Here is a 26,319-nt window from a genome sequence, read left to right as displayed (position 1 = left end):
ATTGATGAAAAACACAGCAGCCCTTTGTGGCTGGGACTGGCAGACTAAATTAGGCCGCTAAATTTTGCTCGGAACTAGAGCAATCTCGATTACCAAAGCTGCACAAAATACAGCAATCACCTGATTTAGGCTTCAGTATTGCGCTACAAGCTTTACAACGATAAAAGTGGTGGGTTGACCCAGACTCAAGAATTAAGGTCGCTGATGCTTGGCAATGAGGGCAAGTAACAGTTGATTCTAGGTAGTTGGTATTCGAATTCACATCCGGATATTGCACTACAAATATTTCATTTATAAGTCAAAGGATGAATACTTAATCCGTGGTGCTTGGGCTCCAGAAAGCCTGATTGACAAATTCTTGATCAGCAATCTTGGCAATCAATTGATCCATCTCGTCCCCATCAACGGCAGATGCAGTTAATACAGCCTGGATTTCAACATCATCACTACCAAATTGATGAACCTCAATATCTTGAGTCTGATAACCGGCAGCCTCTAAGGTTTTGATGAACTGCTTAAGGGCATGCTTCTGAGCATGTTTAGGAGTAATAATGTAGACGGAATTGGTTACCTCTACTGAAACTGTATCCAAGGGCTGTCTATTGATAAAGCTCACCACTGGTCTAAGCAAAGTGTTGGCGGCAAGTACAAATGCGGTAGCTAAACCTGCTTCCAGTATCAGATCGGCACCAGCGCAAGCACCAACTGCACCGGACGCCCATAAGGTTGCAGCCGTATTAATTCCCCGGACATTGCCCTCTTCGCGCATGATCACGCCGGCACCTAAAAAACCAATACCTGAGACGACATAAGCCATGACATGGACAGCGCCATCATGTCCAGTTAAACGATTGCCAGCATCAACGAAAATTGCAGCACCAATAGCGACGAGGATATTAGTTCTTAATCCTGCTGTGCGTTGACGATATTGACGCTCTAAACCGATTAATCCACCGAATAGGAAGGCAGCACCAAGGCTAACGGATGTATCGATTAATGAGGCATAGTTAATGTTGTTAATGAACTCCATGACAACCCACCTATTTAGATCCCAATCCTAAGGACTCTACCATCACTTTAAATACCTCAGTGTTATCCATGAATCCCTTGAACTTTTCTGATCCAGGGCCTTGGGCGTTAAGAACGGCATCATCTGCCGTATGAACTCCGGACTCTTGATGAGAGGGTAAATTACCCCCTACATGAATCGCATCCTCTTGTAATTGAAGGTATTGTGGGTTTGCTACATACTTGCCATCCTCAGACTTAATCGCCGGAACAAAAGTACCATCCAACTTTGGATGAAGGGTCTCGTAATGATCGGGGTAATTTCCATAGAAGAAAGCGATGCGTTTGGATACATCAATCTTATTTGGATAACCCTGAATATCGGCTTTTGGATAATTTGGATACCCTGCATCCGCATAAATGCCAACCTTCTCACGAAGTGGCCCAGGTTTATCGTCATGCACCACCCCGCTGATTGAGCCGCTATGGGTATGATCAGGCGTGACAATAATCAAGGTATCCGGGTGGGTTTTAGCAAAGTCTCTAGCAATTTGCACTGCATTGCTAAGCATGATGGTATCGAACGCTGCTCGCTCCCAATCTAAGGGATGGTTGAACTTATCAATCAGAGCAGCTTCCACCATAAGGAAGAAGCCGTTAGGATTTCTAGATAAAACATCAATAGCCGATTGCGTCATCTCTGTGAGATCAGGTTGGTTAGGATATTGCTCTACCGTATTCTTTTTGAGATAAAGGCGGTCTAAAGAGCCATCCATATTGTCTGGATGAAATACGCCAAATAATTTTTTTGTATTTTTGCTCTGAGCGGCAGAAATGAGCTCTTGTTTGGTAAATGCTACTTGATAGCCATTTGACTTAAAACTTTCCACCAAATTTTTCTCATCTTTACGCTTTGAGCCTTTGGCTGACTGAGGATAAAAATAAGCAGAGCCCCCACCCAAGATAACTTCCGCACCACTAGCTAGAAGTTGGTCCGCAATGTATTGTTTATCTGCTCTACGTCTTGTATGTGAAACCATTGCCCCAGGAGTAGCATCCTCAAGCTCGGCATCAGACACAATTCCGACGGACATTTTGGTATTGCGTTTTACTAGTTCAGCTATGGTTTCAACTTTAGGATGCGAAAGATTATCACTGGCACGAGATACATAGACGCCCATGGCGTTAACCGCTGTTTTATGACCTGTTGTGTAGGCGCTCATAGAATTAGCAGAGTCTGTAATTAAAGAGTCTGACCCTGAAGTACCTATCATCGCAGTACTAGGCATATCGTCAAACGCCAATCTTCCCTGATACTTGCCCTCCTGAATTCCCTTAGATAAGACTCTGGCAGTGGTACGGTTAGCGATGGTCATGCCATCACCAATAAAGAGAATCACATTCTTTACGCGACGTGGTCCGCTTGCATATACATCCCATGACACTTGTAACTGCTCTTGTTGTGCTTTGGCTGTAACTTGATATTTTCCCGCTTTGGGTAATTGCACATCCCGAATGTAAACTGAGCTACCTTTGCCGTTTTCATTGGCAATAAATTCTGGCTTGTTCTTGGTGAAGGTATTCAGTGATGCGCCATTGAGCTCGATAATCACATCAGCTGGATTGACCACAGAATTAAATTCAACCTTAATGTCGAACTTGGAGCCAGCCAATATAGTAGCCTGATTAATTGGATAGATAGCAGCTGCTTGCAATAATCCAGCGCAAGATGCTAACAAAGCCAGCGCTAAAGCTTGGAGGTAACGAGAAATTTTCATGGGTTCATTGGGTGCAAAAATAGGGTCAAACTACAATATCTACCAAGAAGATGACATCGTCATGACGCTAAAAATGCGCCCTTAGAGAGCCGTTTTCTTTGAAGCAGTCTTTAATTTCTTACTTTTTACTGCCTTCTTGAAGAGTTCAAAATCCTGTTCATTTTGCTTTGCATAGGATCGCGCGAATGCATAAAAGGCCACAGAAAAATCATCTGACTCACCGCAATACCCTGAAATCATGGCTGCATCACCTGAGCGCGCATGACCAAGAGCTAAAGCCCAACCAAATAATCTAGCGTAGTCAGGAAAGTTTTTTAAAGAAACCCCGCCAGGGCCAACTTCCATGCCACCCTTCATATCACGTAATTGACGGAGATAAAAACCCTGGCTTCGATCAATATCAAATTGTACGGATCCGTAGTTTAAAAAGATATCAGGAGCCCCCTGCAGTAAGCGTTGACCAGCAACAACGCGCTGCCCCATATCTCGGTAAATAGATTCGCCGATATAAGGGCTCAAGACTGATTTTTGCGCTTCCTTATATTGCAAAAAGAGCGGGTCATTTTCACTATCACCCTCAAAATAGAGAACCAAGCAATTTGTACCAACACTGCCAACACCCACAACTTTGCGGGCATAGTCTTTTAAACCATAGCGCTGAAAAAGAATTTTGCGATCCGCTAGCAAGGTACTCGCATAATTTAATAAAGCCTTATCAATTAATTTCTCTAAAGGAACTCCATACGCCTTCTTTTTAAAATGCTCAATTAATGGTGGCTTATTAATGATCTTCCGATCTTTACCAACCAAGGTTGTTAATTTCTGAAGGACCTGAATGTTTCCCTGCCCCTTAGTTGCTTTAAGGGTTGCATCAATTTTCTTCTGATGTTCTTTACAAAAGTGCTTACGAATATCCTCCTCACCAATAAATTCTTGGGCGAGGTCAAGATAAGGCATTTTTGCGTATTGGTTCATGCGCTTTTGATACTCAGAACAGATTCTGTAAACCAACTTTTTACTTAAAGACTTATCTCCGCCAATACTTTCACAGGCTATTAGAGCGCTAGCGACAAGGCGCTTCAGATCCCATTCCCAGCTACCTGGCAAGGTCTCATCAAAGTCGTTGATTCCAAAAACTAAACGATGCTCAGCAGTTCCAAACAAGCCGAAGTTGGAAACATGCATATCGCCACATAACTGAACAGTAATATTCGTGCTTGGCTGGTTTGCTAAATCCTGTGCCATGATTGCTGCTCCACCCCGATAAAAGGCAAAGGGGGATTGCAACATACGTTCATATCGAATTGGTATCAGTGATTCAATCCGGGACTTTGCTTGATTTTCAAGAATGGTAATCGGATCCACTCTGTGTTTAGGAGGGGTATAAACACCCTGCTGCGCAATGCTGACGGATTTACGAAGAGCCTTACCATCGGCCATCCGCTTTTTGATGCTAGGCCGTGGATTGGCGAAGGACTCCACCGATCTCAGGGTGGCAAAGTTTGACTTCTTTGCTGTAGACATTGACTTCCTTAAGGGCGATCAGCTTTAATCTTACCCCTTTAATCAAGGAGATTGTCTATCTGAATTTAATGCGGTGATGAATTGACTGTAACTCATCCCTGATTTGAGCATGCTCTAATTTATCCATGGGCAAATCCATTAAAAGCTCAATGCGATTACGTAGGCCCATTTCCACTTGTTTAAAGGCATCAAGCATCGCTGAGTCACCCGAATCAACAGCTGCTGGGTCAGCGAACCCCCAGTGGGCACTAGCAGGATGCCCTGGCCAATATGGACACTCTTCTCCTGCCGCAGAATCACACACGGTAATAATAAAATCCATGCGAGGAGCACCCTCTTGTCCATACTCATCCCAACTCTTGCTGCGCAAAAGGTCAAGGGGATAATCTAGCTCCTTAGCAATCCTTAAGGCGATTGGGTGAACAAATCCTGCGGGTCTTGAGCCTGCTGAATAGCCGATCAACTTTCCATGGCTTAAAGTGGTTGCTAAGACTTCACCTAGAATGGATCTGGCGGAGTTTCCAGTACACAAAAAAAGAATATTGTATTTTTTATCCATAATTCAAAGTCTATTTCGATTAAACCACTTCGTCTAGTCTTAGAGAATATCGCGTATCGACTAAAAACGGATTCTTGCTCGAATCAAGCAAACTACTATGGTTCTTCGACTTTTCATCGAAACCAATAGGGGCTGGCTCAATGCTGGATTCGTTTCTCAATACGGAAGAAAGATAATCCGTTAGGGCCTTATTCATGAATTATTAGATCCTATTAATAACAATAATCCTGATCATACGTTTTGTATATGGCAGTTTTGTTAAGGCCCCTGATGAATCTAACTTCCAAGTCTATGGGAAACGTAGCGTTTAGCGTAGGCAAGCCGAGCTTCGTACCATGCCTGCCATACCAATATGAATAATTTTTTCATTGCGCCATCCTTATGGTTAAAGATTTGTTGAATGACACCCTTTTGAGGTGTAAATAAGAAATTCAAATTGATTGTGCTCGGGCATGATGTCAATGTGATGGCTTATTTATGACGAAATAAAGTGACTGATATACACTTAGTCGAGAAAAAGCTTACTTACCAAAGGAATCTAGATGACTCAATGGGATCTGTACGGGACTATTGCCCTGAGGCTGGGTTTAGCCCTTCTTGTTGGGGCCATATTAGGCTTAAACCGCTGGTTACATCACAAATCGGCCGGAATACGAACCCACGCTTTGGTCTCGATTGGTTCCGCTACCGCAGTTTTACTCATCTCAGACTTTGTGCGGGATGATGCGCAATCAGTAAGCCGTGTCCTGCAAGGCTTAATTACCGGTCTTGGGTTTTTGGGTGCAGGTGTAATTATTCGCGAGCAACGATCCCAAAAGATCTTCGGTCTAACTACGGCTGCGAGTATTTGGTCTTGCGCCTTAATAGGCGCCGCTTTTGGGGCAGGTCAATTTGCATTGGGAGGACTTAGTCTTGGGGCTATATTGCTGACCCTAATTATTGGAGGCCCTCTAGAGAAGCTGGTTGCCAGCTGTACTGGGGTCAAAAGGACCTCGGAGGTATCTGGGGAGCCTGAATAAACCCACTTTAAGGCTCTAAAAAGCCACTTTTGTCATATTAGTTTGCTAGGATTGCGTCTAACTTAATAAATGGGTTGAATCAAGATGAGCAAATATCAATATGAAGATGCCGTAAAACAGCTGCAAGAATCAGGCAGTATTGGGCTTGTTGATCTTAAAAATCTACCCCACGAGGATCTCGTAGAGCTATTTGAAGAAATTAAAGTCTGGTGTCTCTACGCCAGCGGCAAAACCGAGAAGCTGCCTAAAGAATCCAAAAAGAAGAAAAAGAAGAAAAAGGAATAAGGGTCAGGCCTCAACCCTGTCTTTTGGGAAGCGTAGCAAAAATTTGCTCCCCCTTCCTGGAGTGCTTTCTATCACCAATTGAGCCTGATGTCTGCTAGCAATATGCTTCACAATTGCCAAGCCCAATCCTGTTCCACCCGTATCCCTTGATCGACTTCTATCCACTCGATAGAAACGCTCCGTCAACCTCGACAAATGTTCTGATGCAATTCCGGGGCCGGTATCGGTAACGGAGAACTCGCCTTGCCCCAAGACATTTACATCCCAAGAAACCTGAATTGACCCAGCATCAGGGGTGTAGCGGATCGCATTGGAGACCAAATTACTAAATGCTGAGAGAACCTCACGTTCATCACCAAGAATATTCAAAGGCGATTGAACATCAAACTTAAACGTATGCTTTCCACTAGAAAGAGCTTCTGCATCATTTTTCAGAAGAGCCATGAGGGTTTCAACCTTAATGACTGTGTTTGTGGCTGGTAATGCGTTGGACTCTAGATTGGCTAAGGTGAGCAAATCTTCAACTAAGCTCTTCATTCTCTGGGCCTGAGACATCATCATGTCAAAGTATTGATCTTGTTGATCCTTTTTCAGGTCAAGAGACTGAACTGTTTCTAAAAAGCCCATTAATACGGTAATTGGTGTACGCATTTCATGGGATACATTGGCCACGAAATCGCGACGCATTGCATCTGCTTTTTGTAAATCTGTGACATCTTGTATTAGCAAAAGATGTCTATTCTGACCAAATGGAAATGCTTGTAACATCAAGCTCAAATTACCATCTGGGCCCATACGCTCAAGCAACAAGGGCTCTTCAAATAAGCGTTTATGAAGATACTGAATAAATTCTGGGCGCCTTATTAAGAAATTGATACGTTGCATTACATCACGCTTAAATATCAATCCAAAGAAGCGCTCTGCGATGCTATTGCACCACTCAATTTGATCGCTTTCATCCAGCATGACAATTCCATTTGGAGAGGCTTGAAATGCCTCAATAAAATGATCATGCTGTTGTTCAATGCTGCGAATGCGTTGCTTTAGATTTCTGACAAGGCGCTGTAAGCGAAAAAATACCTCCTCCCAAAACCCGCTCGGCAGAGGCATATTTTCAACGGTATCAGCAAGGATATATTTACGAAGCCTAGCTAAGTTAATGTAAGCATAGACCAGGGGAATAGCGAGAACGAAGATTCCTGCTGCAATAGCCCACTGAGATCCCCAAAGGGACAAGACCGAAAACGCCGCTATAAATGCAACGGAGATGATGGTAAAAAAACGGCTTAGTGCAGAGAACATGATGCAATATTAGAACATCTCCACCATTCCCTGGAGGAAATGCTACGAAACGTCAAATATAGACTTAGGTCTCTGTAGGAGTTTTGGTAACGCGGTAGCCGCTACCACGTACTGTCTCAATATAACGATCACAATCAAAAGGAGCCAAAGCAGCTCTTAAGCGCTTGATGTGAACGTCCACAGTTCTCTCTTCAATGTAGACCTCGTTACCCCAAACCTTATCCAATAGACTACTACGAGAATGGACGCGCTCAGGGTTGGCCATAAAGAACTGTAACAATCTAAATTCAGTTGGGCCAAGAGCAATCGATTTTGGCTCGAGATTAGGCCATGTAGCTAAGACTCGATGTGAGCTTGGATCCAGCTTTAAGGGACCAACTGTTAGAAGGCCGGTATCTTCAATAGGCGCCAGCCTACGTAAAATCGCCCTGACCCTAGCAACTAGTTCCTTTGGTGAAAAAGGCTTAGTCACATAATCGTCTGCACCTGAATCAAGCCCCAGAACCTTATCGGATTCCTCGCTCTTTGCAGTGAGCATCAAAATAGGCAATGTCTTGGTGCGCTCATTTTGACGAAGCTCTTTTGCAAATTGAACACCTGATTTACCAGGTAACATCCAATCGAGGATAACTAGATTAGGCAACTGATCTTTCATCATCGTTAATGCAAGATCAGTTTGCATCGCCTTTTCTACTTCAAAGCCAGCGTGGGATAGGTTAATCGCAATCAATTCTGCAATTGATGGCTCATCCTCAACTATGAGTATGCGGTGAGTCATTTTGAAATGCCCTATTTATTCTCTATTAGCTTCGCGGACTAAATCTTCGTGCGGGATATGACGAACATCAGACCCCTTCGCAATGTAAATGACGAACTCAGCAATATTTTTTGCGTGATCACCAATACGTTCAATCGCTTTTGCAATAGTTAACATATCCAGACCCGTACTAATCATATGCGGATCTTCAGACATATAGGTGATGAGCTTACGAACAAAGCCTCTAAATTCCTCATCAATCTGACGATCTTCTTCAACAACCTCAGCAGCTGCAATCGTATCCAACCGGGCAAAGGCATCTAGGCTGCGACGCAGCAATGAAATCGCCATTTGACCCGACAAACGGATTTCAGCCACATTAATATTGTGTGGCATGCCAGCTTCAATCAAACGTTTAGTGCGCTTAGCTACACGCTCAGCTTCATCTCCAGCACGTTCTAAATTGGTAATCGCCTTAGAAACTGCCATCACGAGACGAAGGTCACGAGCAGTAGGTTGACGACGTGCAATCAATTCTGTGCAGGCTAAGTCAATCTGAATCTCAAGATCATTAACCGATTTTTCATTCTCTATCACAACATTGCAGGTTTCGATATCCATCTGTGTGAAAGCACGCATTGCAGTGGCAATCTGTGACTCTACAAGACCGCCCATTTCGAGCAAGCGACTAGAAAGGGAGTTAAGATCCGCATCAAATTGCGAGGATAAGTGTTTATCTGGCATGTAATTCTCCATTTAACCGAAACGACCGGTAATGTAATCTTCTGTTTCTTTACGCTTAGGCTTAATAAATATTTCGTCGGTTTTTCCGTACTCAATCAAGCTACCCAAATACATATAAGCCGTATAGTCCGAAACACGAGCTGCTTGCTGCATATTATGAGTCACGATTGCAATCGTATAGTCATTTTTGAGTTCATGAATCAATTCCTCTACTTTGCCGGTAGAAATAGGATCCAAAGCAGATGTAGGTTCATCCAACAAGATCACGGATGGCTTTACTGCCACTCCACGAGCAATACAAAGGCGTTGTTGCTGTCCTCCAGAGAGGGATAGACCACTCTGGTTTAGCTTATCTTTTACCTCATTCCACAAGGCTGCTTTATTCAAGGCCCACTCAACACGTTCATCCATTTCGGAACGAGAGAGCTTTTCATATAAACGCACACCAAAAGCAATGTTCTCGTAAATTGACATTGGAAATGGGGTTGGCTTCTGAAAAACCATACCAATACGTGAGCGCAGCAAGTTTAAATCTTGTCCTTGCTCGAGGATGTTTTGGCCATAGAAATTAATCTCGCCCTCAGCACGCTGTCCTGGATAGAGGTCATACATGCGATTTAAGGTTCTTAGTAAGGTCGACTTACCGCAACCTGAAGGTCCAATAAAGGCAGTGACCTTGCCTTGCTCAATATCTAAATTGATATTCTTTAAGCCCTGAAATGCACCGTAATAAAAATTAAGATCGCGCACTTCAATGGCATTGACTGCCGACTTCTGCGGCTCTTGATTTGCTGTATCCACTCTACCCCCTTGACTATCAATCTGATTTAAGTCAAACATTGTTTTCATATTAGTCATCATGCCTGCACCTTATCTCGGAATACCACTCGAGCAAGGATATTCAATCCAAGTACTGCAAAGGTAATCAATAAAGCGCCGCCCCAAGCAAGGTCAACCCAGTTATCGTATGGACTCATTGCAAACTGGAAAATGACAACCGGTAAATTCGCCATCGGCGCATTCATATTGGTTGAAAAGAACTGATTATTTAGTGCGGTAAATAACAAAGGCGCTGTCTCGCCACTTACACGGGCAAGTGCTAACAAAATACCTGTCATCACACCACTCTGTGCTGCACGAAGCGTGATCATGAAAGCCACTTTCCATTTTGGAGTGCCTAAGGCATAAGCAGCCTCACGCAAACTTCCAGGAACCAATCTGAGCATATTCTCCGTTGTTCTCACAACTACTGGGATAGCAATCAAAGCCAGAGCGATCGTGCCAGCCCAACCAGAAAAATGTCTTACCTGCGCGACTACAAATGCATAGACAAACAAACCAATCACAATAGATGGGGCTGACAACATAATGTCTGTTACAAATCGAGTAATAGCAGCAACCTTACTTCTATCGCCATATTCAGATAGATAAAGACCAGACAACACACCAATAGGGGTGCTGATTAAGGTACAGCAGCCAATTAGCATCAAGCTACCCACTATGGCATTAGCAAGACCGCCGCCATCCGATCCAGGCGCCGGAGTACTGTGAGTAAAGAGATCCAAGCTTATAGAGGAAAAACCCTTGATGACTAGAACACTCAGAATCCAGAGTAAGAAAATCATTCCCAGTGCCATAGCACACATGGAAAGAGTCAAGCCGATCTTGTTAGCACGCTTGCGGCGGGCAAAAACATCAGGATTAATGTTACTGGTACCGTTCATGATTTCAAGCCTTGCTTCTTCTCCATATTGTTTAGCATCCATTTAGCGCATGCGAGAACAATAAAGGTAATAATAAAAAGAGTTAAGCCAAGAGCAAATAGAGAAGATAAATGGTTGCCAGCCTCTGCTTCACCAAATTCGTTAGCCAAAGTTGAGGCTATAGATGTGCCGGGGGCAAATAAAGAGGCTGATAAACGATGGGCATTGCCAATCACAAAGGTAACGGCCATGGTTTCACCAAGCGCTCTACCAAGTCCAAGCATTACGCCTCCAATAACTCCTGCCTTGGTATAAGGCAGCACTACATTCTTCACTACTTCCCAGGTTGTGCATCTGATACCATATGCGGACTCTTTGAGGACCGGGGGAACAATAGCAAAAACGTCGCGCATGACTGATGCAATAAATGGAAGAATCATCATGGCAAGAATTAGGCCTGCACACAATACACCTACACCGTTAAAGGCGCCAGAAAACAATATTCCAAATCCCGGTATTTTTCCTAAGCTAGCTGCAAGTGCTGGCTCAACATATTCTGCAAATAGTGGCGCAAAAATAAATAGGCCAAACATGCCATAGATGATTGATGGAACTGCAGCAAGTAATTCGACAGCAGTTCCTAGAGGGCGTCGCAAAGAACCTGGGCACAGTTCAGTAAGAAATACTGCGATTCCAAAGCTTAAAGGAACGGCAATCAATAAAGCAATAATTGAAGTAACAAGAGTTCCGTAGATAGCAATCAAGCCACCAAACTCACCATTCACAATATCCCATTCTTGGGTAAAAAAGAAGCCGACACCAAAAGTACTCAATGCAGGCCATGCATTAATAAATAAAGAAATAATGATGCCAAGTAATGCAAATAAAACAATTAATGAAAAGAATTGCGTTACAGCCTGAAATAAAAAATCCTGTACCCGCTGTATGCGAGCAACTTTAATAGCTCTGGGATTACTTAGATCGGAAGGGTTTTGAAAAGTCATTGTTATTTCAGTCTAGGTAAATAAAAGAAAAAATAGCCCTAAGCAATCTTAGGGCCAATTTTCTGAATATTTATTTGATTACTTCGTTTGAACTTGTGACCAAACACTTTTACGGATATAGCTTGTTGTTGCATCCGGCATTGGCACATAGTCTAAATCTGATGCCATTTGCTTACCATTAACAAATCCATAATCGAAGAACTTCAGAACTTCTGCTGCATTGGCTTTGTTTTCAGGTTTTTTGTATACAACCACAAAAGTTGCTCCAGTGATCGGCCATGCGGCTGCACCAGGTGCGTTTGTGATAAAGGTATTCATACCTGGAAATTTAGACCAATCTGTGCCAGCAGATGCCGCCGCAAATGATGCACCAGTAGGCTCTACAAATTTGTCGCTAGAGTTTCTCATTTGGGTATAGCTAAGGTTATTCTTCTTTGCATATGCATACTCAACATAGCCGATTGAGTTCTTAACACGGCTAACGTTGGCGGCTACGCCTTCATTACCCTTACCGCTGACGGTAGATGCAGCAGGCCACTTAACCGAAGCGCCAAATCCTACTGTGTCTTTAAAGTTCTTGTTCACTTTAGAGAGGTAGTTGGTAAAAATAGCTGTTGTACCAGAGCCATCCGCACGAGTGACAACAGTAATGTCACCTGCAGGGATCTTTAAACCTGGGTTCATCAAAGCAATGCGCTTGTCACCCCAGTTAGTTACCTGGCCAATAAAAATATCAGAAAGCAAGTCACCAGAAAGTTTTAACTCACCTGGCTTAACACCTTCAATGTTCACTACTGGAACAACACCACCAATGATTGCCGGAAATTGCACCATGCCACCAGCTTCTAAATCTTCAAAGCTCATTGGCGCATCGGTAGCACCAAAATCTACAGTCTTTGCTTTAATTTGTTTAATACCACCACCAGAGCCAATTGACTGATAGTTCAAGCTATTGCCAGTCTTTGTCTTGTAAGCTTCCGCCCATTTAGCAAGAACTGGGTAAATAAAAGAAGAGCCTGCGCCAGTCATTTCAGCCGCAAAAGCAGTTGTACTAAGTGAGGCCACAACCGCGCCAGCAACTAGAGCTTTTTTAAATACTGTATTCATTTAAGGAGTCCTCATGAGTAGTGAATTTGATGCAATATGAGGACGATACGATTTGACTATGACGCTTTTATGACATGTATGTCATAATTAATTTTATTTATATAAATCAATAACTTAAGGAAACAGAAAAATCCTAATTAAGCCGTTGGAATTAAGTCAGCAATACTCTTAGCTGCCCTCATAGCTAGGTCTGCATCTTTGGTTTCTACCATTACCCGCAACAACGGTTCAGTGCCAGATGCACGAATAAGCACCCTTCCAATGGCTTGGAGATCATTCTCTACTTTGGCGATTTGATTACTGAGTATTTGGTCGGACTTCCAGTCATATCCTTGCTTGAATTTCACATTCAAGAGCACTTGGGGGAAGATTTTGACCGATTCTAATAATTGGGCAAGGCTCTTGTTTTGCTTACGCATGGCTGCCAGAACTTGTAGTGCCGCTATTGTGCCATCTCCAGTTGAATGCTCATCTAGGCAAAGCAAGTGGCCCGATCCCTCACCACCAAGTAACCACCCTTTTTCTTTTAATAGCTCAAGTACATAGCGATCACCCACCTGAGAGCGCTCAAAAGAAATACCTAAGCCTTTTATAGCATTCTCTACTGCCAAGTTTGTCATTAAAGTGCCAACCACCCCACCTAAGTCATGACCACGCTCTAAGCGATCTTTTGCAAGTACATAGAGCAACTCATCACCATTAAATAAGCGCCCTGTGCCATCGACCATTTGGAGGCGATCTGCATCACCATCCAAAGCAATGCCAATATCAGCGTTAAGCTCTTTGACCTTAGCAATCAATGCTGCTGGTGCAGTAGCACCGCATCCATCATTAATATTTCGTCCATCTGGGTTAACACCAATGGAAATGACATCTGCGCCAAGCTCATGAAACACATGAGGGGCAGTGTGGTAAGCCGCCCCATTAGCGCAGTCAACCACCAGTTTGATTCCTTTGAGATTTAAGTCTCCGGGAAAAGTCGATTTACAAAATTCTATATACCGTCCTGCCGCATCATCCAAACGGAAGGCCTTGCCCAGTTCTTTCGAATTGACGCACCCCATCGGCTTGTCGAGTTCAGCTTCAATAGCTAACTCAAAATCATCAGATAACTTATCTCCATTAGCGGAGAAAAATTTAATGCCATTGTCTTGGTACGGATTGTGCGATGCCGAAATCACTATGCCAGCAGTTAAACGTAATGCCTTAGTAAGATAAGCAACCCCTGGAGTGGGGATTGGACCGCACAACATGACATCTACACCTGCCGCCGCAAATCCCGCCTCTAAAGCAGCCTCCAAAAGGTACCCTGAAACGCGCGTATCTTTTCCAATCAATATTTTGCAGCGCTCGCCTGGCTTTACATCCCGACTCAATACTTTGCCGGCAGCGTAACCCAAGCGTGTCATAAATTCCGGAACTATCGGGAATTGACCCACTTCACCGCGAATGCCATCGGTACCAAAGTATTGTTTTTTCATGAATGTCATTATAAAACTTAGAAATAGGGCTTTTAGCATCCAAGTCTAAGTATTTACTGCCTCCCAAAGCTTTAAGGCATCAATAGTCTCTGGTACATCATGCACCCTCACAATCATGGCGCCACGATCTGCTGCCATGATTGCAGCGGCAACACTTGGAGCGACACGTTCATTGGTGTCTTTGCCAGTAATTTTGCCAATCATTGACTTACGAGATATCCCGGCCAATACAGGGAAAGCTAATTCAGAGAAACTGTGAAAGTGTCTGAGCATATTCAGGTTGTGTTCGAGACTCTTACCAAAACCAAAGCCAGGATCAATTGCAATTCGATCATGTTCAATGCCTTGAGCAATAAGGAGATCGGCGCGCTCTTTTAGAAACTGCTTCACTTCAGCAATCACATCTTGGTATTCTGGATTAAATTGCATTGTGACAGGGTCACGCTGCATATGCATTAATACAACGCCGCAGTTAATATTCTCCAGGACTGCGTTCACGGCACCCTCTTGTCTGAGCGCCCAAATATCGTTTACACAATCTACGCCTGCCATGAGCGCTTGGCGCATGGTTTCTGCCTTATAGGTATCGATCGATAGCGGTACTCCACAATCCTTTAATCCCTCAATCACTGGCAGTACACGATCAAGCTCTTCTTGTAGTGAAACAGGTTCTGCTCCAGGCCTTGTAGACTCTCCGCCGATGTCGATCAGATCAACACCATTTGCAATCATGTGCTCTGCTTGGGTAATAGCATCCTTTGCCACTTGAAATTGGCCACCATCTGAAAAGGAATCAGGAGTAGCGTTCAAAATGCCCATGACAATTGGGCGCTTACGTTTGCTAAAGTCAAAAAGAAAACGCCCACAACGCCAAGTTGTGGGCATCTCTTGAATCTCTGTCTTAATCATCCAGACGGAGTCCGTTGGTTTTAAGCCGTTGCTGGAGCACTACCAGCCGCTGGACCAGGAGTACCAGCGGAGTTACCAAACTGCGTAGCTGGAGGTGGTGCTGGCGGACGTGGTGATCGACCTTCCATGATGTCGGTAATTTGCTCAGCATCAATAGTTTCCCATTCAAGCAAGGCAGCAACCATCGCCTCTACCTTGTCACGATTTTGCTCCAAGATTGATCTTGCTAATGCATATTGACTATCAATCAAAGTGCGAATCTCTGCATCGACCTTTTGCTGAGTAAGCTCTGAGACAGTCTTGGTGCTGTTACGACCAAAAATACTTTCAGATTCAGTATCAACATAAACCATTGTGCCCAGACTATCGCTCATGCCATAACGAGTAACCATGTCACGCGCCATCTTAGTAGCACGTTCAAAATCATTGGAAGCGCCAGTACTCATGGAGTGCAAAAACACCTCTTCAGCAGCACGACCACCAAATAGAATTGCCAACTCTTCCAACATGCGATCTTTATAAAGATTGACACGATCAAATTCCGGAAGCTGCCAAGTAACGCCTAATGCCATACCGCGCGGCATGATGGTTACTTTGTGAACAGGATCGGCTTTAGGTAGAACCTTAGCTACAACAGCATGGCCAGACTCGTGATACGCCGTATTACGACGCTCTTCTTCGCGCATAACAGCAGACTTACGCTCAGGACCCATGTAGATCTTATCTTTAGCGTCTTCGAAGTCTTTCATGTCAACTGAGCGCTTATTACGGCGTGCGGCAAATAAAGCTGCTTCATTAACTAAGTTCGCTAAATCAGCTCCTGAGAATCCAGGTGTACCGCGTGCCAATACGGCAGCATTCACGTCTGGATCGATAGGAACTTTGCGCATATGCACTTGTAAGATTTGCTCGCGACCACGAATATCCGGCAATCCAACGTGCACTTGACGGTCAAAGCGACCTGGGCGTAATAGCGCTTTGTCTAGAACGTCCGAACGGTTGGTTGCTGCAACAACGATTACACCGCTATTGCTTTCAAAACCATCCATCTCAACCAACATTTGGTTCAAGGTTTGTTCGCGCTCATCATTACCACCACCCATACCAGCACCACGATGACGACCAACCGCATCAATCTCGTCAATAAAAATGATGCAAGGAGAGTTCTTCTTGGCGTTCTCAAACATATCGCGCACACGAGATGCACCGACACCAACAAACATTTCAACGAAATCTGAGCCAGAAATGGAGAAGAAAGGGACTTTAGCTTCGCCTGCAATGGCTCGTGCCAAGAGGGTCTTACCTGTACCTGGGGGGCCAACTAGCAAGACACCATGCGGAATACGCCCTCCAAGCTTCTGAAACTTCTGTGGATCTTTTAAGAAGTCAACTAGTTCAGATACTTCTTCTTTAGCTTCATCGCAACCAGCAACATCTGCAAAAGTTACGGTATTGCTGTTCTCGTCAATCAAGCGTGCTTTTGATTTGCCAAAGGAGAATGCGCCACCTTTGCCGCCACCCTGCATCTGTCGCATCATGAAGAACCAAAAACCAATAATCAATAAAGTCGGTCCAAGGTAATACAGAGCAGAAACCAACATATTGGGCTCATCTTCTGCTTTGCCAGTTACTTGAACACCGTACTTAATTAAATCACCAACCATCCAGATATCGCCTGGGGAGATGATTGAATACTTATTGCCGTCTGAAGGGGTAACCTGCAAGGTGCGGCCTTGCACATCTACACGTTTTACTTTGCCAGCCTTGGCATCGTCCATGAATTGGGAGTACGTAACCTGGTTCTGTTCTTTAGGCTTATCAAACTGTTTGAAAACAGTAAAAAGCACTAATCCAACAATGAGCCACACACCGATTTTTTGGAACATATTGCTGTTCAAAATTGAGTCCTTTTCTGGAGTGAACCAGGAGTTAAAGCGAATCGCTACCTAAGTATTTGATTCTACTACCACCCCTTTTCAAGGGCTAATGGCATATTTATTTCATAAACCCCCTATAAATCGGGGGTTATTAGGCTTAATTAATGCTTTTTAGATGATTATTTTGGAGGCTTCAGGTTTCTTCCCAAAAGGAAGATCTCTGAAGATTTTGCTCTGGATGCTTTTGGTTTGCGGGAGGCAACCGTTTTAAAGACCTTTTTAAAGGATTCCACGATTTGGCTATAGCCACTACCGTTAAAGCACTTAATCAAAAGTGCGCCCTCTGGCTTTAGATGAGCACTTGCAAAGTCTAAAGCTATCTCTGCCAAAAAAGCCATTCTGGCAGCGTCAGCCACACCAACCCCAGAAAGATTTGGCGCCATATCCGAGAGCACTAAGTCAACCTTACCTTCAGCACTTTTTGGCAGCAGCGCCTCTAAGGCAGCAAGACCCTCATCCTCCCTAAAGTCGCCTTGAATAAAGCTTACATCCGCAATGTCTTCCATTGGCAAGATATCAATAGCAATAATTTGACCGTCCGGCTTACCAGATTCGATCTTAGGATTGCTTTTGCCTAGTTCAGTCAGGCGATTGCGAACGTACTGAGACCAGCTACCTGGAGCGCTTCCCAAGTCAACAATGGTCATACCCGCTTTGATGAGGTGATCCTGCTCGTCAATTTCACTAAGCTTATAAACCGCCCTAGCGCGATAACCCTCTTTTTGAGCCATCTTCACATAGGGATCGGTCAGATGATCCTGCAACCAACTTTTATTAAATTTATTCTTTGCCACAACTTACCCACTTTCGACCTACATTTTCCTAGTTTCTGCCCCCTAAAGCAAAAGGAATCGTCGTAAAACCAATCAAATACTCTCTAAATGGGCTCATTTAGGCCTCAATGCTCTATCATCGAGGCCATGACTGCACTAACCATTACCCCCGCCCAACGCAAATCCCTCAAAGCTGATGCCCATGACCTAAGTCCTGTGGTGATGGTTGGTGGGGATGGTTTAACGCCTGCCGTAATTAAAGAAGCAAAACTGGCAATCAATCATCATGGTCTGATTAAGATTCGCGTTTTTGGTGATGACCGTGAAGCCCGCATCGCTATCTATGAAGAACTTTGCGACAAATTAAATGCCGCCCCGGTTCAGCATATTGGCAAGTTGCTTGTTCTTTGGAAACCAAAAGATATTGTTGATGAGGCGTATGCAAACTTAGGCCGCTCCAGCAAACAAACCAAGAAATCATTGCAAGCGCCTCGCACCAAACGACAACCAAATCGCGCACCTACCAAAACGGGGGTTCGTACCAGTACATCCGAAAGATCTGATCGTCGCTCCGCTTCTAACAAATCACCATTTGAACGAGCCGCTGCCGTTAAATCAGCAACCCCTAAGAAGCGTGTTTTACGCTCCGAAGCTGCTGAGTCAAAGATTGGCTGGTCGTCACCTGGCTACCGCAAGGCTGCTGCTGCACCTGCGCCAATTAAGAGACGTAAGGTACGTATGAGTAGCACCAAGAAAAAATCACTTGGTTCTTAATTAATCTGGATTGAAATAAATAAGAAACGCCGCTAGTCGGCGTTTTTTGTTGCCCGCCAAACTAGCAGCAAACCAAGCACTGACTGAATCATGAACAAGGTACTTGAAACCCCATGCAGACGATTAAATAAGATGGCATTAGTCGATTCGCTAACTGAGAGTCCAGCAAACAGCGCTTGATCTCGGAGAGAATTCATCCAAGGGATGATGATGAAGGCGGCTGTAATAGTACAAGACAACATTGCTAACAAGATCCAGCGTATGAAGCGGAATTGTTGATGGTCCAATCTGACAAGATGATTTGCCATTAACATCAAAAGAATACTGAGCGCCACACCGATCAGTGCCGTTGTTTTAAATAGATTCGCTGCAACCATGCCGGCGACCTGACGATCACCTAGGGTAGAAAATAAAACAGGGACAACTAAAAATCCAACGGTAATGAAACTACCAACCCAAAGCCCAGATACGACAGTAAAAGCTCTCTGGGTTCGGGTATTGCTCATTAGATATATTTGACTGCGAGAATTTCTACTTCACGATTACCACCAGGGGCCTGGACAGCAACCACGTCACCCTCTTCTTTGCTAATTAAAGCGCGAGCAATTGGTGAGCTAATTGAAATCTTATTAGAGGCAATGTCCGCTTCATCGTCCCCCACGATTTGATAAGTGAACTTAGTGCCATCTTCTAAATCTTCAAGATCTACAGTTGCACCAAACACAACTCGACCAGATACATCGAGTGATGCTGGATCAATAATTTGTGCTGCAGATAGTTTGCCTTCGAGCTCCTGAATACGGCCTTCAATGAAGCCTTGCTTCTCTTTAGCAGCATCGTACTCAGCATTCTCAGAAAGATCACCTTGAGCGCGAGCTTCTGAGATAGCGTTGATAACGGATGGACGCTCAACATGCTTAAGACGGTGCAGCTCCTCTTTCAGAAGTTCTGCACCGCGCTTGGTAATTGGAATTGTGCTCATGCTACTAACCTAACTTAAAAACAGGCGCAAAACGCACCTACAAAAGTTAATTTTAGATTAAATGAGTGTCCGATGTAAGTTTTGTAGAGAATAAACTTCCAGCGACTCCTTGCTGCCATTTTGAGATGCCAGTAAGCCATCCATCACCGCGCGAGCAGCACTAATTGTGGTGTAGTAAGTCACACCATTTGCTTGTGCGCTGGTACGAATTGACCTGGAATCTGCAATCGCAGTTCGAGTCTCATCCACAGTAGTAAACACCAAGGAAATCTCGCCATTCTTGATGAAATCAACAATATGAGGACGACCATCCTTAACCTTGTTCACGACTTTAACCGGGAAGCCAGCAGCCTCAATTGCTGCAGCCGTTCCTTTGGTGGCAACCATCGGGAAACCAAGCTGATGCAATAACTTAGCTACCTCAATCGCTTTTGGCTTATCGCTATCTTTAACAGTCAGGAGCACTGTGCCACTCTTAGGCAATTTAATGCCAGCGCCAAGCTGAGACTTAAACAAAGCTTCGCCAAAGGTTTTACCCACACCCATTACTTCACCGGTCGAGCGCATTTCTGGCCCCAGAATCGGATCAATGCCTGGGAATTTATTAAATGGGAAAACAGCCTCTTTAACCGAGAAGTATGGGGGCTTCACTTCAGACTTAATGCCTTGTTGCTCCAATGTTTGACCAACCATGCAACGGGCAGCAATCTTTGCTAATTGCAAACCAGTGGCCTTGGAAACAAATGGGACAGTACGGGAAGCGCGTGGATTAACTTCCAGAACATAGATAACATCCTTGCCGTCCACATTCTGAATCGCAAACTGTACGTTCATTAATCCAATGACATTTAGCCCCTTAGCCATGGCTGCGGTTTGACGCTTAATTTCTTCAACCGTTTCATCCGATAAAGAATATGGAGGCAATGAACAAGCGGAGTCTCCAGAGTGAACTCCGGCTTGCTCAATGTGCTCCATAACGCCACCGATAAATACCTTATTGCCATCGCTGATGCAATCTACATCACACTCAATCGCATCGTTTAAGAAGCGATCTAGCAATACTGGAGAGTCATGAGAAACCTTGACCGCTTCACGCATATAGCGCTCTAAGTCGCGACCATCATGAACGATTTCCATTGCACGGCCACCCAGAACATATGATGGACGAACCACTAATGGATAACCAATTTCTTCGGCTAGCTTGAGCGCCTCTTCTTCAGTACGGGCAGTACGGTTAGGCGGCTGACGTAAACCTAAGTCTTGTAAAAGTTTTTGAAAGCGTTCACGATCCTCTGCAGCATCGATCATGTCTGGAGAAGTACCAATGATCGGAACGCCGTTACGCTCAAGATCCAAAGCTAGCTTCAAAGGAGTTTGACCACCATACTGAACGATCACGCCTTTAGGCTTTTCTTTAGCAACAATTTCTAAGACATCTTCAAGGGTCAAAGGCTCAAAATACAAACGGTCTGAAGTATCGTAGTCCGTTGATACGGTTTCTGGATTGCAGTTAACCATGATGGTTTCATAGCCATCATCACGCATCGCTAAGGCTGCGTGGACACAGCAATAGTCAAACTCAATACCCTGACCAATACGGTTTGGACCACCACCCAAAACCATGATCTTCTCTTTGCTTGTTGGACGAGATTCACATTCACCGTGCTCAGCCTCATAAGTGGAATACATATAAGCGGTATTCGTTGAGAACTCGGCAGCACAAGTATCTACACGCTTGTAGACCGGAACTACTTTTAGGCGATGTCGCGCAGCACGCACAGAGGTGGCATCTACACTAAGTAATTTGGCAAGACGGCGATCCGAGAATCCCTTCTGCTTCACAAAACGCAGTTCAGCTGCAGAAAGGCTATCAATCTTGCGTTGCTTAAGCTCCGTCTCCATGGTGATGAGCTCTTCGATCTGCTCTAAGAACCAAGGATCTACCTTCGTCTCGTTATAGATTTCATCTAAACCCATGCCCATACGGAAAGCATCTGCAAGGTACCAAATGCGGTCTGGGCCTGGCTCATTGATTTCATTAATGATGTCATCTAGGTCAGTGGAAACTTCATCTAAACCATCAACACCAACCTCTAAACCGCGTAAGGCTTTTTGGAAAGACTCTTGGAAAGTGCGGCCAATCGCCATTACCTCACCAACTGACTTCATCTGGGTCGTTAAACGTGAGTCTGCTTGCGGGAATTTCTCAAACGCAAAGCGTGGAATCTTTGTAACAACATAATCAATTGAGGGCTCAAAGGATGCTGGTGTTGCGCCACCAGTAATGTCGTTTTTTAACTCGTCAAGGGTATAGCCAACTGCTAACTTCGCAGCAATCTTGGCGATTGGGAAACCAGTTGCTTTTGACGCTAATGCCGATGAGCGAGATACACGTGGGTTCATCTCAATCACGATCATGCGACCGTCAACCGGGTTAATGGAAAACTGCACGTTTGAACCACCGGTATCCACACCGATTTCACGGAGCACTGCAATCGATGCATTCCGCATGATTTGGTACTCTTTATCGGTCAAGGTCTGTGCTGGGGCAACAGTAATCGAGTCACCAGTATGAACACCCATTGGGTCCAAGTTTTCAATCGAGCAAACGATGATGCAGTTGTCGTTACGATCACGCACCACTTCCATCTCAAATTCTTTCCAACCAAGGAGAGACTCTTCAATTAAGAGCTCACGTGTTGGTGATAAATCGAGTCCTCGCTTGCAAATCTCTTCAAACTCTTCACGGTTATAGGCAATACCGCCACCTGATCCACCCATGGTGAATGAGGGACGAATAACTACTGGAAAACCAGAGCTACCTGTCTCACCTTGAATGCGTTGCTGCACCTCATGGGCCTCATCCATAGAATGCGCAATACCAGATTTAGCAGAGCCCAAACCAATTTTGGTCATGGCATCTTTGAATTTCTGACGATCTTCTGCTTTATCGATTGCTTCAGGTGAAGCTCCAATTAATTCACAGCCATATTTCTCCAATACGCCATGACGATGTAAATCGAGTGCGCAATTTAAGGCTGTTTGACCACCCATCGTTGGCAGGATCGCATCTGGCTTCTCAGTTGCAATAATGCGTTCAACCACTTCCCAGGTAATTGGCTCGATATAAGTGACATCAGCCATTTCTGGGTCAGTCATGATGGTTGCTGGATTGCTGTTTACCAAAATGACTTTGTAACCTTCGTCACGCAATGCTTTACAAGCTTGTGCGCCTGAATAATCAAATTCACAGGCCTGTCCAATGACAATCGGACCAGCACCAATAATGAGGATGCTCTTAATGTCGCTACGCTTAGGCATTATTTGCCTCCTTGATTGGCAGCATTCATTAGCTCCACAAAACGATCAAATAAATAGGCTATGTCATGAGGCCCGGGCGATGCTTCCGGGTGACCCTGGAAGCACAATGCTGGCTTATCTTTCCAAGCTAAACCCTGCAGGGATCCATCAAATAAAGAGACATGGGTGACGCGAATATTGTCTGGCAGCGTATTAGCATCGACTGCAAAACCGTGGTTCTGAGAAGTAATGGCAACACGACCAGTATCCAAATCCTTCACCGGATGGTTGGCACCATGATGACCAAACTTCATCTTGAGAGTTTTAGCTCCTGCAGCCAAGCCCATAATTTGGTGACCCAAGCAGATGCCAAAAGTAGGCACACCCTTTTCGATAATTACTTTAGCAGCAGTAATGGCGTAATCACAAGGACCAGGATCTCCTGGCCCATTTGAGAAAAACACACCATCTGGTTTCATCGCCAATACTTCTGCTGCGCTGGTTTGCGCAGGAACTACTGTGAGTTCACAACCGCGCTCTGTGAGCATGCGCAAAATATTACGCTTTACGCCAAAGTCGTAGGCAACTACTTTTTTTGTCGGCTTTGATTTATTGAGAGATCTATAAGCAGGTTTGCCATCAGGACCATGCAAATCCCATTCAGCCTCACGCCATTCATAGGACTTCTTGGTGCTAACAACCTTGGCCAAATCTAAACCTGACATGCCTGGGAAAGCTTTTGCTAATTCAAGAGCCTGCTTACCGAGGGATTCATAACTATCGCCCAAGTTACCTGCAACGATAGCGCCGGATTGAGCCCCTTGATCGCGAAGGATGCGAGTGAGCTTACGGGTGTCGATTCCAGCAATACTCACAACACCTGCTTTGGTGAGATAGGAATCTAAACTTTCCTCTGAACGGAAATTGGACACGCGTTTTGGTAAATCTTTGATCACCAGGCCAGCAGAATGAATTTGGTCTGACTCTGCATCTTGGGAGTTCACTCCGACATTTCCAATGTGCGGATAAGTCAAAGTAACAATTTGACGTGAATAGCTAGGATCAGTAATGATCTCTTGGTATCCAGTTAATGCAGTATTAAAGACAACTTCACCGGTAGTATCGCCAGGGGCGCCAATGCTAAATCCGGGAAATAGTGTGCCGTCAGCTAAAGCCAACACGGCGGGGGGAAAAGAAGGAAGCAAGGGTGACAAACCATCTCCAGTCCCTGCTCCATCCGACGCTCAAAACCCCCAAAAAGACCAACCCGGGGTGTATTTATGCGGGAGGTGAGTGTCTTTAAGCGCTAGGGTAATTTAATAAGTTTCGAACCTTGCAATGATACCAGTTTTGGTCCTTAAACCTTTGAATTCCCGGCCAAACAGGCTTAGAAAGGGGTTGCCTTCCTCAAACTGAAAGCCTGAGGAAGTTTTTCTGACTTAAAGATTAGGTTTGAGCGCCCTGCTCGATGATGGTCTTGATTTGGGCTAAAACTGTCTGATCTTCCATCGTACTGATATCACCAGGATCGCGCCCTTCAGCAACCGCCTGTAATGCACGGCGGACGATCTTGCCGGAACGAGTCTTGGGCAAAGCATTAACCACATAGACACGACCTGGACGAGCAATGGCACCCAATTGGCTATCGACTGTCTTCATACACTCTTTTTCAAGATTGTCTGCTCTTGACGGATCCTTTGGAATCACAAAAGCAATTGCAGCCTGACCCTTGAGTTTGTCTTCAATACCCACTACTGCTACTTCAGAAATATTGGGGTGACTAGAAATACTCTCTTCAATCTCACGAGTGCCAAGGCGATGACCGGCAACGTTGATTACATCGTCTGTACGTCCCAAGATGAAGAAGTAACCATCTTTGTCTTTGATACCCCAGTCAAAAGTAGAGTAGATTAATTTGCCCGGAATCGTTTCCCAGTAGGTGCTCACAAAACGCTTGTCATCACCCCAAACCGTTTGCATGCAACCTGGAGGTAATGGTCCTTCGATCGCAATGACGCCCTTTTGATCAGGGCCCAACTCTTCCGAGGTGGCATCGTCCAGTAGCTTCATGTTGTAACCAAACGAAGGTACGCCAGGTGAACCAAACTTATGTGGCATTACTTCAACACCACGTTGAATAGCCAACATCGGCCAGCCAGTTTCTGTCTGCCAGTAGTTATCCACAATCGGTTTTTTTATCGCGTCATGAATCCAGCTTGCAGTTGGCTCATCTAAGGGTTCGCCCGCTAAAAACAAAGCCCGCAATTTAGAGAGATCATGTTTCGTTAGGAATGCAGGATCCTGTTTCTTGAGAACGCGGACAGCGGTAGGAGCTGAGAACATCACTGACACGTTGTACTTTGCAACGAGTTCCCACCAAATGCCAGCGTCAGGACGTAGCGGCGTGCCTTCATACATGATCGTCGCCATTCCACTGATCAAAGGCGCATAAATGATGTAGCTATGACCAACTACCCAACCAATATCTGAGGTACAAAACATTGTCTCGCCAGCATTGCCGGTAAAAATATGTTTCATCGAGGCGGCTAAGGCTACGGCATAGCCGCCCGTATCGCGCTGTACGCCTTTTGGTTTTCCAGTAGTACCAGAGGTATACAAAATATAAGAAGGATGAGTTGCATCAACCCATTCAATGGGAACAATATCGTTTAGATGTTTTTGACGTTCAGTAGCGTAATCCAAGTCACGCCCAGCGACAGTAGTGAACTCTGTCAAGCCACGATTCACAATCAATACTTTTTCCGGCTTATATGCTGCCAATGTAATTGCCTCATCAAGCAATGGCTTATAAGGAACGGCCTTGCCTCCACGCGCACCCGCTTCAGCAGTCACAATCATTTTGGGTTGGGCATCATCAATACGGGAAGCCAAGCTGTGTGAAGCAAAGCCACCGAATACGACTGAATGGATTGCACCAATACGAGTACAAGCCAGCATGGCAAAACAAGCTTCTGCAATCATCGGCATGTAAATTAGAACACGATCGCCCTTTTTGATTCCATTGGCTTTGTAGATGGCGGCCATGCGATTCACTTCTTCATATAGCTCTTTATAGGTATAGGCTTTTTCTAGATTGGTCTCAGTGGAAACCGCGACTAGCGCTATTTGATCAGGCCGCTCTTTTGCATGACGATCTACTGCGTTGTAGCAAAGATTGGTAAGGCCACCCTCAAACCATTTTGCAAATGGTGGGTTGTCGTAATTCAGAACTGTATCGAATGGTTTTTCCCAATGTATTAATTTCGCCTGCTCACCCCAAAATCCATCCGGGTCTTTAATTGAGCGTTCATGATGTGCTTTATAGGACATGGTCAACCTAATCGAAAAGTTACTGAAATTACTGGTTTTTCTA

The 26,319-nt window shown here is 44.7% G+C and carries 24 protein-coding genes; 3 read left to right on the top strand and 21 right to left on the bottom strand.

Features of this window, described 5'->3' with window-relative positions; all coding sequences use genetic code 11:
- Positions 1–49: 49 nt before the first annotated feature.
- The 5 genes from FD961_RS09540 to FD961_RS04310 form a co-directional block, all read right to left on the bottom strand.
- The gene (locus FD961_RS09540; RefSeq protein WP_305848934.1) at positions 50–262 is read right to left on the bottom strand and encodes a GDCCVxC domain-containing (seleno)protein; all 213 of its coding nucleotides are present in this window, start codon (positions 260–262) and stop codon (positions 50–52) included.
- Between the two features lie 51 nt (positions 263–313).
- The gene (locus FD961_RS04325) at positions 314–1,030 is read right to left on the bottom strand and encodes an MgtC/SapB family protein (protein WP_215394240.1); all 717 of its coding nucleotides are present in this window, start codon (positions 1,028–1,030) and stop codon (positions 314–316) included.
- Positions 1,031–1,040: 10 nt separating this feature from the next.
- The gene (locus tag FD961_RS04320; RefSeq protein WP_215394239.1) at positions 1,041–2,786 is read right to left on the bottom strand and encodes an alkaline phosphatase; all 1,746 of its coding nucleotides are present in this window, start codon (positions 2,784–2,786) and stop codon (positions 1,041–1,043) included.
- Between the two features lie 81 nt (positions 2,787–2,867).
- A complete protein-coding gene (locus tag FD961_RS04315; protein ID WP_215394238.1) occupies positions 2,868–4,310 on the bottom strand; it encodes a DUF2252 domain-containing protein in 1,443 nt (480 codons plus the stop codon).
- 55 nt (positions 4,311–4,365) lie between these two features.
- Positions 4,366–4,869 carry an arsenate reductase ArsC gene (locus FD961_RS04310; RefSeq protein ID WP_201721721.1) on the bottom strand — a complete coding sequence of 168 codons (504 nt, stop codon included), beginning with the start codon at positions 4,867–4,869 and terminating at the stop codon, positions 4,366–4,368.
- 542 nt (positions 4,870–5,411) lie between these two features.
- Between FD961_RS04310 and FD961_RS04305 the strand changes: the two genes are divergently transcribed.
- Together FD961_RS04305 and FD961_RS04300 are read left to right on the top strand one after the other, a co-directional pair.
- A complete protein-coding gene (locus FD961_RS04305) occupies positions 5,412–5,888 on the top strand; it encodes an MgtC/SapB family protein (protein ID WP_071465828.1) in 477 nt (158 codons plus the stop codon).
- 84 nt (positions 5,889–5,972) lie between these two features.
- On the top strand, positions 5,973–6,173 hold the full coding sequence (locus tag FD961_RS04300) for a hypothetical protein (protein ID WP_071465829.1): 201 nt from the start codon (positions 5,973–5,975) through the stop codon (positions 6,171–6,173).
- A 3-nt stretch (positions 6,174–6,176) separates the two neighbouring features.
- On the opposite strand, the gene phoR is transcribed toward FD961_RS04300, so the two are convergent.
- The 11 genes from phoR to FD961_RS04245 form a co-directional block, all read right to left on the bottom strand.
- The gene (phoR, locus tag FD961_RS04295) at positions 6,177–7,475 is read right to left on the bottom strand and encodes a phosphate regulon sensor histidine kinase PhoR (RefSeq protein ID WP_071465830.1); all 1,299 of its coding nucleotides are present in this window, start codon (positions 7,473–7,475) and stop codon (positions 6,177–6,179) included.
- Positions 7,476–7,539: 64 nt separating this feature from the next.
- Positions 7,540–8,253 carry a phosphate regulon transcriptional regulator PhoB gene (phoB, locus tag FD961_RS04290; RefSeq protein WP_215394237.1) on the bottom strand — a complete coding sequence of 238 codons (714 nt, stop codon included), beginning with the start codon at positions 8,251–8,253 and terminating at the stop codon, positions 7,540–7,542.
- A gap of 15 nt (positions 8,254–8,268) precedes the next feature.
- A complete protein-coding gene (phoU, locus tag FD961_RS04285) occupies positions 8,269–8,976 on the bottom strand; it encodes a phosphate signaling complex protein PhoU (RefSeq protein ID WP_071465967.1) in 708 nt (235 codons plus the stop codon).
- Between the two features lie 12 nt (positions 8,977–8,988).
- Positions 8,989–9,837: a phosphate ABC transporter ATP-binding protein PstB gene (pstB, locus tag FD961_RS04280; RefSeq protein ID WP_305848933.1), complete on the bottom strand. Its 849-nt coding sequence runs from the start codon at positions 9,835–9,837 to the stop codon at positions 8,989–8,991.
- Entirely contained in the window at positions 9,834–10,700 is an 867-nt protein-coding gene (gene pstA / locus FD961_RS04275) for a phosphate ABC transporter permease PstA (RefSeq protein ID WP_071465832.1), read from the bottom strand. Before pstA ends, pstB begins: the two co-directional genes overlap by 4 nt.
- Positions 10,697–11,683: a phosphate ABC transporter permease subunit PstC gene (gene pstC, locus FD961_RS04270; protein WP_215394236.1), complete on the bottom strand. Its 987-nt coding sequence runs from the start codon at positions 11,681–11,683 to the stop codon at positions 10,697–10,699. The genes pstA and pstC overlap by 4 nt, the downstream gene beginning before the upstream one ends.
- 78 nt (positions 11,684–11,761) lie before the next feature.
- Positions 11,762–12,790: a phosphate ABC transporter substrate-binding protein PstS gene (gene pstS, locus FD961_RS04265; protein ID WP_071465834.1), complete on the bottom strand. Its 1,029-nt coding sequence runs from the start codon at positions 12,788–12,790 to the stop codon at positions 11,762–11,764.
- 137 nt (positions 12,791–12,927) lie between these two features.
- On the bottom strand, positions 12,928–14,271 hold the full coding sequence (gene glmM, locus FD961_RS04260; RefSeq protein ID WP_071465969.1) for a phosphoglucosamine mutase: 1,344 nt from the start codon (positions 14,269–14,271) through the stop codon (positions 12,928–12,930).
- A gap of 45 nt (positions 14,272–14,316) precedes the next feature.
- Positions 14,317–15,180: a dihydropteroate synthase gene (gene folP / locus FD961_RS04255; protein WP_251371331.1), complete on the bottom strand. Its 864-nt coding sequence runs from the start codon at positions 15,178–15,180 to the stop codon at positions 14,317–14,319.
- A 20-nt stretch (positions 15,181–15,200) separates the two neighbouring features.
- The gene (gene ftsH, locus FD961_RS04250; protein WP_215394235.1) at positions 15,201–17,078 is read right to left on the bottom strand and encodes an ATP-dependent zinc metalloprotease FtsH; all 1,878 of its coding nucleotides are present in this window, start codon (positions 17,076–17,078) and stop codon (positions 15,201–15,203) included.
- Positions 17,079–17,236: 158 nt separating this feature from the next.
- Positions 17,237–17,911 carry an RlmE family RNA methyltransferase gene (locus FD961_RS04245; protein ID WP_071465836.1) on the bottom strand — a complete coding sequence of 225 codons (675 nt, stop codon included), beginning with the start codon at positions 17,909–17,911 and terminating at the stop codon, positions 17,237–17,239.
- A gap of 126 nt (positions 17,912–18,037) precedes the next feature.
- Between FD961_RS04245 and FD961_RS04240 the strand changes: the two genes are divergently transcribed.
- Positions 18,038–18,664, top strand: coding sequence for a YhbY family RNA-binding protein (locus FD961_RS04240; RefSeq protein ID WP_071465837.1), 627 nt, complete (start codon positions 18,038–18,040; stop codon positions 18,662–18,664).
- A gap of 32 nt (positions 18,665–18,696) precedes the next feature.
- On the opposite strand, the gene FD961_RS04235 is transcribed toward FD961_RS04240, so the two are convergent.
- From FD961_RS04235 to FD961_RS04215, 5 genes are all read right to left on the bottom strand, one after another.
- A complete protein-coding gene (locus FD961_RS04235) occupies positions 18,697–19,170 on the bottom strand; it encodes a DUF4149 domain-containing protein (protein WP_215394234.1) in 474 nt (157 codons plus the stop codon).
- Positions 19,170–19,646, bottom strand: coding sequence for a transcription elongation factor GreA (gene greA / locus FD961_RS04230; RefSeq protein ID WP_071465839.1), 477 nt, complete (start codon positions 19,644–19,646; stop codon positions 19,170–19,172). The genes FD961_RS04235 and greA overlap by 1 nt, the downstream gene beginning before the upstream one ends.
- A 57-nt stretch (positions 19,647–19,703) precedes the next feature.
- A complete protein-coding gene (gene carB, locus FD961_RS04225) occupies positions 19,704–22,967 on the bottom strand; it encodes a carbamoyl-phosphate synthase large subunit (RefSeq protein ID WP_071465840.1) in 3,264 nt (1,087 codons plus the stop codon).
- Positions 22,967–24,151 carry a glutamine-hydrolyzing carbamoyl-phosphate synthase small subunit gene (gene carA, locus FD961_RS04220; RefSeq protein ID WP_215394346.1) on the bottom strand — a complete coding sequence of 395 codons (1,185 nt, stop codon included), beginning with the start codon at positions 24,149–24,151 and terminating at the stop codon, positions 22,967–22,969. Before carA ends, carB begins: the two co-directional genes overlap by 1 nt.
- A 241-nt stretch (positions 24,152–24,392) precedes the next feature.
- Entirely contained in the window at positions 24,393–26,276 is a 1,884-nt protein-coding gene (locus FD961_RS04215; protein WP_215394233.1) for a propionate--CoA ligase, read from the bottom strand.
- Positions 26,277–26,319: the final 43 nt, after the last annotated feature.

The organism is Polynucleobacter sp. TSB-Sco08W16 (genome assembly GCF_018687455.1).
GTDB lineage: Bacteria > Pseudomonadota > Gammaproteobacteria > Burkholderiales > Burkholderiaceae > Polynucleobacter.
This window is presented reverse-complemented; position numbering and strand designations above follow the sequence as displayed.